Below are 12,730 nucleotides of genomic sequence, written 5' to 3'. Positions count from 1 at the left end.
TCAGGCCACCTCCTCCGGCGAGACGGCGAGGTACTTCTCGAGCAGATCGTCGCGTTCGCGGATCTCGTCGATGGAGCCTTCGAAGACGATCGACCCGGTGTCGATGATGTACCCCCGCGTCGCGAGATCGAACGCGAAGTTGACGTTCTGCTCGGAGAGCAGGACGGTCACGTCCTGCTCGACGACGTCCTGAAGCATATCGCGCAGGTCGTCGACGATGACGGGGGCCAGCCCCTCGGTCGGTTCGTCGAGTAACAGCGTCGACGGCCGCTGGACCAGTGCCCGAGCGACCGCGAGCATCTGTTGTTCGCCGCCGCTCAGGTTCTGGCCGTTGTTCGACCGCAGGTCGTCGAGGATCGGGAACAGCTCGTACATCTCCTCGACGGGTCGGGGGTCGTCCGCGAGCTTGTGTGCGAGGACGATGTTCTCGTGGACCGTCAGCGTCGGGAAGACGCGCCGATCCTCGGGAACGAGATTGATCCCGAGTTCGTTGATCTCGTCCGGCGATTTCCCCACGATCTCTTCGCCGCGGTATCTGATACTGCCGCGTCGCGGCGGGGTGGCTCCCATGATCGAGCGCATCGTGGTCGTCTTCCCGGCTCCGTTCCGGCCGAGCAGTGCGACGACCTCCCCCTCCGCGAGGTCCAGCGAGACGTCGTGGAGGATGTGGCTGTTGCCGTAGTAGGTGTCGATGTCGTCGATTTCGAGAACGGTCATACGGTCTCACTTCCGAGGTAGGCTTCGGTCACTCGTTCGTCGCTCAGTACCGCCTCCGGCTCGCCGTCGGCGAGCACCGCACCCTCCGCGAGGACGACGATCCGATCGGAGATGTCAGTGACGACGCCCATGTCGTGTTCGGTGACGATGAACGTCGCGTCGATGTCCCGATTCAGTTCCCGAATCAGCGAGACGATCTCCTCCGTCTCGGTCGGGTTCATTCCCGCGGTCGGCTCGTCCAGGAGGAACACCGACGGTTCGATGGCCAGCGCCAGCGCGATCTCGACGTTGCGCTTCTCGCCGTGACTCAGCGTATCGCACTTCGTCTCGGCGATCTCCGTCAAGTTGGTGAGCTCCATCAGGTCGTCGATCTCCTCGTTGAGCTCCTCGTCGGCGTCCGGACGCGAGCGCATGTCGAACGTCCGTCCCTCGTGGGCGATCCGTGCGACCTGCAGGTTCTCGCGGACCGTCAGCCCCTCGAAGATGTTCGTGATCTGGTAGGACCTCGAGAGACCGCTGCGTGCGACCTCGTGCGGTTCCGCGTCGGTGATCTCGGTCATGTCGCCGTCCTTTCGGAGCCAGATTTCGCCGCTGGTCGGCTGCAACACCCCCGTGAGGAGGTTGTAGAACGTCGTCTTCCCGGCCCCATTGGGACCGATGATGCTGGTGACGTGCTGGTCGTCGAACTCGAGACTGACGTCGTCGGTCGCGACCAGGTCACCGAACTGCTTGCGGAGTTCCTCGGTTCGGAGGACAGTCGTCATCGGTCAGTACCCCCGTCGTCGGATCGTCCGGTGGTGGATCGTGACATCATACTTCCGAGTTTCTCGCCGATCGATTCGCGAACGAACGCCGTCGCGGCGTTCGCGCCGCCGCGGTCGTACGCCGCCTGCACGTTCCGGAGCCACGCACCGACCATGGCCAGTCCGCCGGCCGCCCCCTGCTTGAAGTAGAGGACGACGACGATGAGCATGATGCCGAAGAACAGCTCCCAGTAGGCCTCGAGCGCCGGGAATCGGCTGATTCCCCAGCGGACGTAGTGATAGAGGAACGCGCCGACGATCGGTCCGCCGAAGTAGCTCGCACCGCCGATGACGGTCGCGACGACGGGCGTCGCGCTCATCGACCAGTGGGCTTCGTTGGGCGTCGCGACGCTCGAGAAGCCGGCGATCAACACGCCGGCGATGCTGACGAACAGCGCCGAGACGATGAACGTCATCCAGCGGTGGACGCTGACGTTGATCCCGAGGGCCGCGGCTCGGTCGGGACTCTCGCGGAGCGCCTTACAGATCGTTCCGAACGGCGAGTTGACGATCCGCCAGATGCCGTAAATCGAGATCGTCACGACCGTCGCCGTGATGTAGTAGTAGATCCGGCGGCCGGCGAGTCTGAACTCCGTTCCGCCGAGTTCGACCCCGCCGAGCGCCACGAAGATGCCGTCGGAGCCGTTGGTGAGCCCGTAGGGGTCCTGGAGGAGCAGCGAGTAGAACAGCATCCCGAAGGCGAGGGTGATCAGCGCGAAGTAGATCTCCTCGAGGCGGACGCTGAGGTAGCCGACGGGGATCGCGATCAGGAGTGCCAGAGCGACGCCGGCGATCCCGCCGACGACGAAGGTGGCGAGCGGGGCGAGTCCGGTGCCGACGATCTCGGCGATCGCCGACTGGTAGTCGCGAAGTACGATCGCGAGCCCGTACGCGCCCGCGCCGAAGAACATCGCGTGACCGAACGAGAGCAACCCGGTGTAGCCATACAGGAGGTTAAACGCGACGGCGAACAGCGCGATGATCAGGAACTCGGTGAAGAGGTAGACCTGGAACTGCGGGCCGACGGAGACGACGACGAGGGCGAGCAGGCCGAGCAGCGCGAACCGCTCGGTCGTCCAGCCGTTGCCGATCGCCTGGCGTCCGACGTTCCCGATTCGGTCGACGAGACCGTCGTTTTGCGTACTCATTCACCGATCCCTCCGAACAGTCCTTCCGGTTTGAGGAGTAATACGATGACCATAGCGAGGAACGGCACTGCGATACTGCCGGCATCGAAGAACTGGGGGACGATGCTCTGCATCATGCCGACGAACATCGCGCCGACGAAGGCGCCCGAGAGCGACCCGAGGCCGCCGATGACGACGATGATGAACGCGTCGATGATGACTGCCTCGCCTAGATTGGGTCCGATCGATTGCATCGGAGCGGCGAGGGCACCACCGAGTCCCGCGAGGAAGCTTCCTGCGAAGAAGACTGCGGTGTATAGCCGCGGTACGTCGACGCCGAGCATCGACGCCATCTCCCGGTCAGACGAGGTTCCGCGGACCAGCGAGCCGAAGTACGTTCGTTTGATGAACAGCCAGAGACCGACCATCACCAGCGCCGCTGCGATGACGACGAACAGCCGATAGGCAGTGAACTGACTGCCGCCGATCGACATGGTGAAATTGAGCGCGTCCGGCATCGGCGTCGAGTACGGCTGTGATCCCCAGATGAACCGAACGGCCTCGTGTGTAATGAGGACGAAGCCGAACGTGACGATCAACTGGTCGAGATCGCTCTCGGCGCGTTCGTACAGCGGCCGGATCGTTACCACCTCGATCGCGGCCCCGACGATCCCGACTGCGATCGCGCCGACGACGATCGCCAGCCAGAAGTTATCGACCACGTTCGTCACGACGCTCAGTGCGAAGTACGCGCCGAGCATGTAGAGCGCGCCGTGTGCGAAATTGAGTACGCCGAGCACGCCGAAGATCAGGCTCAGGCCCACGGCGATCAGGAACAACCGACTCCCGAGGCTCAGACCGATAACGACGTCTCCGACCCCGATGAGTGGAAATATGTTTACAGGATTCATGGCAATAATGATGCTGATCGGGTTTACAGGCCCGGCGGCAGATCCGAGCCTTCGAGTGCGCCTCGGACGTCGGCCGGTGCGGCCTCGTACCGTTCGACCGGCTCGAGCACGTTACTCTCGTATTCGTCCGAGTACGTGACCTCGCCCCAGATGGACGCGACCGACGCCTGGTTCGTCTCGGTGAACTCGTACTCGCCGACCGGACCAGTGTGCTGCATCCCGCTGAACTGATCGACGAGATCGCCGGCGTTCGTGCTGCCGCCCTCCTCGATGGCCTTCTTGTACAGATACACTGCTCGGTACGCACCTTCGGCGTTGTACGTCGGCAGGGTGTCGTACTCCTCCATGTAGGTCTCGAGGAACGTGTTGTTCTCCTCGGTGTCGGGAACGAAGGGATCGTAGCGGGTAGACGCCCACTCGCCCTCGGGAAGCGGACTCCCGTCGGAGGGGAGATCCGTCCCCATCCCGACGCTGAACAGCGTGTGGTCGATCTGGTCGAACCAGCCGGAGTCTTCGGCCTGTCCGAGGAACGTCGTCAGGTCGGAGCCCCACAGGGGCGTAATGACGGCGTCCGGCTCCGCGTCGAGGATGGAACTGATGTACGGGGAGTAGTCGCTCGTCGCGAGGGGAGGATACTGCTCGGTCGTGAAATTGGCGTCGACGCCCATCCCTTCCGCGAACGCCTGAAAATAGGCCCAGGTGTCGTACCCGAACGCGTAGTCGGGACCGATCGTCGCCCAGTCGGTCGCGTCGAGTTCCGACGCGACCTGCGCGGCACCGTACATGTCGTGGGCGACGGTGTTCGAACACCGGAAGACGTAGTCGTTACCCACCGAATCCTCCGACTCGCCCTCCGGGGAGGTGACGTACGGCGTCGCCGCGTGCGTAATCATCAGCGGCATCTGGCTCTGCTTGATCTGCGGGGCGATGTTCTGTGCGACACCGCTACTGTCGAGCCCCATCAGCCCGTCGACGCCGTCCTCCTCGATCAGACTCGTCATCTGCTGGGTCGCCGTGCCGGAGTCCGCCTCCGTGTCACGTACGATTACCTCGACGTCGTTCCCGTCGATACCACCGTTGTTGTTGATCTCCTCGACGGCGAGATCGTACCCGCGCTCGGCTTCTTCGCCGTACAACGAAGCGAAGCCGGACAGGATGTTCATCGCACCCAGCGTGACGCTACCGCTTCCACCGCTGCCGCCGCCGAGACAACCGGCGATCGACGTGAGTCCCGCGCCAGCCGTTGCCGTTTTCAAAATCGTTCGCCGATCGTACCCGGTCCCACTCGTCGATGAGCCGATTCCGTCCGCATCTCGTGTAATGTTCTTGTCAACCACTGTCAACCACATCAGACCGTGGGTAAGGACTATATATAAACATGATGTATAAATTCCCACATTTCCTGGTCTGAGTTACTCGAATTTCAGTCGAATTTCCTACCGCCGTCTTCGACTTTCCAATTTTCTAATTATATTTGATAGACTCAATATACATAATAATTACTTCACATAATATAGAACACTTTATCGATCTTCGGACACAATATTGTATTGATAATACTTCCCACCTAATGTATTACTTCCGGCATGTAACACGAGAGACCCTCGAAATTCGGCGTATTCAAGATTATCAAACCTGGTAATCGGCGGATGAGTTTTTTGAGGGGTGAAGGTTAGTTGAGCGCAATGGCTATTGACGAGGCCGACCAATCGGATGCCGGGGACTTTTCTGAGGGGGACCCATCCGACTCTGCGTCGGAGGACGAGCGGTCTTCTGCCGCTGACCCGACATCGAATTCGGGAGTCAGCGTCGGCGAGTACACCTGGGAAGAGTTCATGAACGAGTACGGGTACGGCGACGACGTGTCCGCCCTCTACCCGGATGCGGGACAGACCGAATCAAGCGGCCAACTCGGACTGAGCACGAGCTCGGACGCCGAGTCGACCGTCCCCAGCGGGGACGACTGGAACCGGGTCGAGTTCGATCCGGAATCGTATCTCGGTCACCACCCCGACGATCTCACGGACCGCGTGCTGCCATCGGCCGGCGACCACGCAGCAACGCTCGAAGCGCTCTTCCTCGACCACGTCGATCCGGAAACGACACCGGTCGTCAAGGATATCTGGTCCTGGGAGCACTACAAGTGGGAGTACTACTACGAAGACGACGGGAGTCGACCCCGCGACAGTAACGGCGAGATCGTTCCTCACGACGAGGAGGACGCCCTCGGGTTCGATCCGGACACGTTAGAACAGCGGCTCGCAGCCGCCAACGATACCGCACTGGAACTCGACGACACGGTCGACGAACGGACCGTCAACGTCCAGGAAGACCTCGACGAAGACGAATTCTTCTCCACGGCCGCGGGCAACACGACCGTCGTCAACCGCTACGACCTCGAGAAGGCCGTCCCCTTCGAAAAGAAGACCCACTTCCGCGAAGTCGAGCGCTACTGGGTGAACAAACCCTACGCCTGCGTCGTGATCTTCCACTCGGAGAAGGAAAACGAGAAGAAGTACTACATGGTCGAGCCCTACCGGAACGAGATCGAACTGGAACTCCAGGAGTTCCTCTCGGGCAAGCTCCGGAAGGCGATCAAGTACTCCGAGGACGGGATCAAAGAGAAAGCGACCGAAGACGGCCGCCGAGACGTCATCGAAGACGAGACCCGTCGCCTGTTGAAGCGGTACGACCTCTTCGAGGCGACCTCCGGGAAGGCATCGAAGAGCATGCTCGAGACGGTTCGCGGCCTCCTCGACGATCCGGAGGACGTCGAGGTCGAAGACGTCGGCCCGAGCCAACTGGAGGGGATCGAAGTCCGACCCGAACCGGCCGTCCTCGCGGACGATCCGGACACGTTGAACGAGTATCAGGTCGAAAAGTTACTGTACCTGCTCAAGCGCGATTTCATCGGCTACGAGCGCATCGACGGGATCAAACACGACATCAACGTCGAGGACATCTCCGTCGACGGGTACAACTCGCCGGTGTTCGTCTATCACTCCGAGTACGAACAGATCATCACGAACATCTACCACGGCGAGGACGAGCTCGACGACTTCGTCGTCAAACTCGCCCAGCGCTCGGGGAAAGGGATCAGCAAGCGACTGCCACAGGTCGACGCCACGCTTCCGGACGGCTCGCGTGCGCAACTAACGCTCGGCAAGGAAGTGTCCGACCACGGGACCAACTACACCATCCGTCAGTTCAAGGACGTTCCGTTCACCCCGGTCGACCTCATCAACTGGAACACCTTCTCGCTGGACGAGATGGCGTTCCTCTGGCTCGCCATCGAGAATCACAAGAGCCTGATCTTCGCCGGCGGTACCGCGTCCGGGAAGACGACCTCGCTGAACGCCGTCTCGCTGTTTATCCCCTCGAGCGCGAAGATCGTCTCCATCGAGGACACCCGCGAGGTCGAACTCCCACAGCGCAACTGGATCGCCAGCGTCACCCGACCCTCGTTCTCCGACGACGAGCAGGGCGACGTCGACGAGTTCGACCTGCTGGAAGCCGCACTGCGCCAGCGCCCAGACTACATCGTGATGGGCGAGATCCGTGGCGAGGAGGGCCGGACGCTGTTCCAGGTCATGTCGACCGGGCACACCACCTACACCACGTTCCACGCCGACTCCGTCGACGAAGTGCTCAAGCGGTTCACGACGGACCCGATCAACGTCTCGAAGACGATGTTCACGGCGCTGGACCTGGTCTCGATCCAGACCCAGACCCGGGTGCAGGGACAGAAGGTCCGCCGGAACAAGTCGCTGACGGAGATCAACCACTACGAGGCCGAACACGACGAGATCAACGTCCAGGACGTCTACCAGTGGCAGGCGGAGACCGACGAGTACCTCAAGATGGGGGACTCGAACACCCTCGAGGAGATCCAGTTCGACCGCGGGTGGAGCAAAGAGAAACTCGAGGAGGAACTGTTCAAACGCGAGGTCATCCTCGCGTACCTCATCAAGAACGGGCTGAACACGTACGCGCAGGTCGCCGCGACGGTGCAGGCCTTCATCAACGACCCCGATACCATCCTCACGCTCATCGCGAACGGGCAACTCGAGGACAGTCTCGAGGACCTCCGAGAGATGGAAAGCGTCCTGATCGACGTCGATCCGGAGAAAGAGGAGCTCGTTCCCCGTCCGGAGTCGACCAGCGAGACGTACAATCTCTCGATGGACATCCTCGAACGAGCCGAAGAGTCGATGTTCGAGCAGTACCGCGGCGAGGTTCCGAGCGGGCTCGCGAGCGCGCTCGGTGACGTCGAGGAAGAGACCACGATCGACGTCGACCGGGCCGATAGCGACGAGTTCGAGTTCGGCGGCGATGTCGACGACACCGTCGACGAGAGCGACTGGGAACTCGGCGACAGCTCGACGGCGTTCGCCGGCGAAGGCGCTTCGGCCGACGCCGGCGGTGAGCCGGCGTGGCTCAGCGAAGACACCGGGTTCGACGTCGATAGCAGCGGAAGTGACACCGCGGGAGCCGTCGAAGCGGGCGACAGTGACGCGGTCGCCGGCGAACTCGAGGCCGGCAGCGCGGGTGCCGCATCCGACTCGAGCAGCGGTCCGCAGGACGGCGCTGCAACCGAGACCACGGAATCGACGGCGGAGCTCGACGCCGATGTACCGGCCGGTCCGAGCGACGATACCGTCGACCGCGCCACGGCGGGTGGAACGGTCGACGCTGGCGCTACTGAGTCAGGTGGACCGACGAACGAATCGACGGTACTTCCCTCCGACGACGCCGACGACGGTGACCTCGGTGGGCTGTTCAACGATATGGGAGAGACGATCGAGAAGATCGACGATGCCAACGCGGGGCAGGCAACCGCGACCGATGACGCGGGGGCCACCACCGGCACGGACACCGATACCGCCGGGTTCGACTCGATGTTCCCGGAAGACGATCTCGATTCGATCTTCGATCCGAACGCTACGGACGACGAGCCGACGGACAGCCTCGGCGAGCAACTCGAGAACGGGGGAGAATCCGCCTCGGGGTCACCGGCGGACGATGGTGCGTCCTCGAGTGACGCATCGGCCGACGAGCGCGAACCGCCGACGATCGACATCGACAGCGAAGCGGCGAGCGGAGAGCCGGACGAACGCGCCGGTGACTCGCCGGCGACAGGCGACACAGGAGACAGTGCCGACGACGAGGCCACTACTGGTACCGACCGCGAACCGCCGACGATCGATATCGACGATGGCACTGGTGACCCGCCGGACGGCTCGGACGCCGAAGACGGGGACGACGCCCGCGACGACTCGGCATCGGCGGGGGACGGCGATGACTCGATCTTCGGCGACGAATCCGACTCGATCTTCTCCGATGACGACGAATCGGACGCGGCCGACGACGAGGGCTCGCTGTTCGACGGGAGCGAGTCGGACGAGGAATCGATCTTCAGAGACGACGAGTCGGCGGAATCGTCGGAGAACGACGGCAGTATCTTCGACGACGACGGACGTGACGAGGAGACCGACTCATGAGCCTCCAGACCGACGACAGTGGCGGGTCGGGAATGTCGGCCAGCTCCGACGCCCTCGGCGATCGGTTCTATCCGATGTACGACCGGTTGTTCGGTGAGGACAGCGAATTCGTCGCCGATGTCGAGACGAAACTCGCACAGGCGCGGATGACCGATACGGTCGAACTCTACCTCTCTCGAGCGCTGGGAATCGGCTTTATCAGCGGGTTCAGTCTCTGGATGATCGGGCTGATGCTCGGCTATGCGGTCTTCGCCATCGGTCTCCTTTCGAACGAGCCCATTATCGGTATCCCGGTCGGTACCGGGCTCCTCCTCGATATCATCGAGCTCCTTCGCGTCCCGGCCGTCGTCCTCTTTACCGGACTGGTACTCGGTTCGATCGGGTTCGGGATCGGGTTCGGCTCGATGGTCGCGATCCCCTATTCGCGCGCCTCAGCCCGCAAGCGCGAAATCAATATGCTGCTGACCGACGCGGTCTCGTTCATGTACGCCCTGTCGGTCGGGGGGCTGAACCAACTCGAGATCATCGAGGCGATGGCGCAGGCCGACGACACCTACGGCGAGGTCGCAAACGAGTTCCAGAGCATCGTCAAAGAGACCGAATACTTCGACATCGATTACCGGACCGCAATCCGGAAACAGGCACTCGAAACCCCCAGCGACGATCTCTCGCAGTTCCTGACCGACATGCTCTCGATCGTCAACAGCGGTGGCGACATGGAGAGCTTCCTCGAGGACAAGAAAGAAAAGCACATGCGAACCGCGAAACAGGAACAGGAACTCACCCTCGAAACGCTCGAGTTGTTCGGGGAGATGTACATGACGCTGTCGCTGTTCCCGCTCCTGTTGATCATCATCATGGTCATCATGCAGATGATCCCGAACGCAGGGGTCTCGAACAATATGCTCTACATGACCGTCTACGGACTGATTCCGATGATCGGGATCGGCTTTATCGTCCTCGTCTCGACGGTCAAACACGACGAGCCCGGCGACGGCTACCTCTCGATGGGGAACACCGAGCAGCGAACCGAAACCGGCCAGAACGACGGACTGCTGAGTCTCGGTCTCGTCGAGCAGTTCACCGGGACCCACAGCGTCTTCGACCGGATCAAGAACCGCGAGGGGACCTACGAAACGCTCGAGGTCTTGCGCAAGCCGCACCTCTTCTTCCGGGATAACCCGCTGGTTACTCTCGCACTGACCGTTCCCCTGACGCTCGTTCTCGTCGTGACCGCGATGGTAAACGGAATGACGCCGATGTCATGGGACGAGCTCCTCCGGAACCCTATCTGGGGAACGTTCATTTATCTATACTTGCCGCTATACATCATGGGACTTCCACTCGCAATCTTCCGAGAATGGAACGTTCGCCATCGAAACTCCGTCGTCAACCAGCTCTCGGAGGACCTCCGGAAGCTCTCGAGTTCCAACGACACCGGGCTGACGCTGCTCGAGTCGCTCAAGGCGGTCTCCGATACGACGAGTGGCAAGTTGGCCCGTGAGTTCGAGATGATGCACACGAAGGTCAACTACGGGACGAGCCTGAAGGAGGCACTCATCGAGTTCAACAACAAGTATCACATCCCGCGGCTCGCTCGGATCACGCGACTGGTCACCGAAGCCCAGGAAGCGTCGAACCAGATATCCGACGTCCTTCGGACGGCTGCGCGTGCGAGCGAGAACCACGACGACATCGAACGCGAGCGGAAATCCCGAACCCGGATGCAGATCGTGATCATCATCATGACGTTCATGACGGTGCTCGCGGTGATCGCGATCCTCAAGACGCAGTTTATCGATACGATGGCCGGTCTCGAAACCGCCGATAGCGGTGGCGGTGGCGGCGGTGGCGGAGGGGGCGCCGCCCAGGGAGCAAATTTCAGCGAGAACATCAACGTCGACATGCTGTCGGTGTTGTTCTTCCACGCAGTGACATTGCAGGCGATTATTTCCGGGTTCATCTGCGGGTACATCCGGGACGCGGACCTGCTCAGTGGATTGAAATATGCGATCGGACTGTCCGCGGTTGCACTCATCGGCTGGACGCTGGTGGCCTAATATGATCGGGAAACGGACACAGGATCCGAACCGAGATGACGCCAGGCGACCGCGGACGATTTCGATTTCGCTGGCCGATCGGGGACAAACCACGCAGGACTTCGCCGTCGGTATCGGCGTCTTCCTGCTGGCGATCGCGTTCGTGTTTTCGTTTCTCCCGTCGGTCATAACGCCCTACGACTCCTCCGTCGGCGGTGCGGAGACGGCACAAGCGGACCGGATCGCGGATCTGATCGTCCACGACGTCTCGACGGAGACGCCAAATGAGATCGCCAGAGGTGGGTTCGGCAGTCGATATGCGAAAGAGAACCTAACGGCCGAACTCGGCCTTCGGGCGAGCGACAGCGACAACGTTGTCTTCGATCGGGTGAACGTAAGTGTCGAGACGTTCGACGGAAATCCCGTTGATACATCCCAACTTTCCGGTGGGGAGGTATACGATGACCAGTCTGCAGCGAGTTCCGCACGCATCGTTACGCTCGATCCAGCCAGTAATAAATGTGATCCCGCCTGTCGGCTCGTCGTGAGGGTCTGGTGATAGCATGTCCGATTCAACTACTACCACCGAACGCGGGCAGGCCTACACTCTCGAGGGGTTCATCGGTGCCATGGTCGTCCTGCTGGCGGTCCTCTTCGCGCTACAGTCGGTCGTGATCACGCCGACGACGGGCGGATTGGCCGATCGAACGGTCCAAGAGCAGGTCCAGCAGGAGGCACGGGATATGATGGTCGTTTCGAATCAGGACGGGAACCTCTCGAATACGACCCGGTACTGGAACGGATCCGGCGGTTTCAACAATACCGACCAGCCTCCGGCACCAGATGAATCCAATCGGACCTACTCCGTAGACCGATTTGCGAACGAATCCGCCCTCGGCCATCTCCTGAAGGATCGATTCAGCGAGACCGGGTGGAGCTACAACGTCGAACTTCATACCAATAGCAGCAATCAGACGCTGGTCTATCAAGGAAATCCACCGGCCAGTGCCCTGACGGCGAGTTATACGGTTACGCTATACAATGACCAGAACATTACGGCGGATGGTGATGACCGCACGCTTGAAGAAGCAGCGGCTGATGGCGACGAATCGATCCCACAATGGAATCCAGGCGACGAGACGGCCATCTACAACGTCGTGGAAGTGCGGGTGATACTATGGTGAGCCACACGCGCGATCGCGCGCAACTGATCCTCATCGGCGCGATCACACTCGCGTTCATCATTCTGGGTATCGTCGTCGTCTTCAACGGCGCCCTCTACACGGAGACCCTGTCTTCCGGCGGAACGACACAGAGTGCGAGCAACGCTGACGTAGTCGAGTACGAGGTCGAACAGGGTGTTAGCTGTATGCTTACGGGAGTCGAGGATGACCTAACCGGTAGCTTGACCTCTGCACCTATAGAGGAGAACGTGACGGAGTTCAGCCAGGCCTATCAGAATACGACGGCGAAATCGACACCGACAGCCGTGAATGTAAGCCTCGATACTACGAACATCATTTCCGCTTCCGACATAGACTCTGTAACTGTAATAATTACGTACGATTCGAACAGTCTCAGTTACGAACAGGAGAAGACCATCGAGCCGGAGGACTGCCCGACCGAATGACC

10 protein-coding genes are annotated in these 12,730 nt (G+C 61.2%); 5 read left to right on the top strand and 5 right to left on the bottom strand.

Features of this window, described 5'->3' with window-relative positions; genetic code table 11:
- From NDI89_RS12405 to NDI89_RS12385, 5 genes are read right to left on the bottom strand one after another with little or no spacing between them, the layout of a single operon-like run.
- Entirely contained in the window at window positions 1-717 is a 717-nt protein-coding gene (locus NDI89_RS12405) for an ABC transporter ATP-binding protein (RefSeq protein WP_277521924.1), read from the bottom strand.
- A complete protein-coding gene (locus NDI89_RS12400) occupies window positions 714-1,481 on the bottom strand; it encodes an ABC transporter ATP-binding protein (protein ID WP_277521923.1) in 768 nt (255 codons plus the stop codon). Before NDI89_RS12400 ends, NDI89_RS12405 begins: the two co-directional genes overlap by 4 nt.
- The gene (locus tag NDI89_RS12395) at window positions 1,478-2,668 is read right to left on the bottom strand and encodes a branched-chain amino acid ABC transporter permease (protein ID WP_277521922.1); all 1,191 of its coding nucleotides are present in this window, start codon (window positions 2,666-2,668) and stop codon (window positions 1,478-1,480) included. Before NDI89_RS12395 ends, NDI89_RS12400 begins: the two co-directional genes overlap by 4 nt.
- Window positions 2,665-3,558, bottom strand: coding sequence for a branched-chain amino acid ABC transporter permease (locus tag NDI89_RS12390; protein WP_277521921.1), 894 nt, complete (start codon window positions 3,556-3,558; stop codon window positions 2,665-2,667). The genes NDI89_RS12395 and NDI89_RS12390 overlap by 4 nt, the downstream gene beginning before the upstream one ends.
- Window positions 3,559-3,581: 23 nt before the next feature.
- Window positions 3,582-4,907: an ABC transporter substrate-binding protein gene (locus tag NDI89_RS12385; protein ID WP_345781971.1), complete on the bottom strand. Its 1,326-nt coding sequence runs from the start codon at window positions 4,905-4,907 to the stop codon at window positions 3,582-3,584.
- A gap of 336 nt (window positions 4,908-5,243) precedes the next feature.
- On the opposite strand from NDI89_RS12385, the gene NDI89_RS12380 reads away from it, so the two are divergent.
- Genes NDI89_RS12380 through NDI89_RS12360 form a run of 5 tightly spaced genes read left to right on the top strand, consistent with a single transcriptional unit; the run spans window position 5,244 to window position 12,728 of the window.
- On the top strand, window positions 5,244-9,059 hold the full coding sequence (locus NDI89_RS12380) for an ATPase, T2SS/T4P/T4SS family (protein WP_277521919.1): 3,816 nt from the start codon (window positions 5,244-5,246) through the stop codon (window positions 9,057-9,059).
- Window positions 9,056-11,119, top strand: a complete 2,064-nt coding sequence (locus NDI89_RS12375) for a type II secretion system F family protein (protein ID WP_277521918.1) — start codon at window positions 9,056-9,058, stop codon at window positions 11,117-11,119. The genes NDI89_RS12380 and NDI89_RS12375 overlap by 4 nt, the downstream gene beginning before the upstream one ends.
- A 1-nt stretch (window position 11,120) precedes the next feature.
- Complete coding sequence (locus NDI89_RS12370) at window positions 11,121-11,657, top strand: DUF7287 family protein (RefSeq protein WP_277521917.1); 537 nt, start codon at window positions 11,121-11,123, stop codon at window positions 11,655-11,657.
- 4 nt (window positions 11,658-11,661) lie between these two features.
- On the top strand, window positions 11,662-12,282 hold the full coding sequence (locus NDI89_RS12365) for a DUF7288 family protein (protein WP_277521916.1): 621 nt from the start codon (window positions 11,662-11,664) through the stop codon (window positions 12,280-12,282).
- Window positions 12,276-12,728: a hypothetical protein gene (locus tag NDI89_RS12360; RefSeq protein ID WP_277521915.1), complete on the top strand. Its 453-nt coding sequence runs from the start codon at window positions 12,276-12,278 to the stop codon at window positions 12,726-12,728. Before NDI89_RS12365 ends, NDI89_RS12360 begins: the two co-directional genes overlap by 7 nt.
- Window positions 12,729-12,730: the final 2 nt, after the last annotated feature.

Source organism: Natrinema salsiterrestre, assembly GCF_029502005.1.
In the GTDB taxonomy this organism is placed as follows: domain Archaea; phylum Halobacteriota; class Halobacteria; order Halobacteriales; family Natrialbaceae; genus Natrinema; species Natrinema salsiterrestre.
Note: the sequence above shows the minus strand (reverse complement) of the source record. Positions and strands in the feature narration are given on the sequence as shown.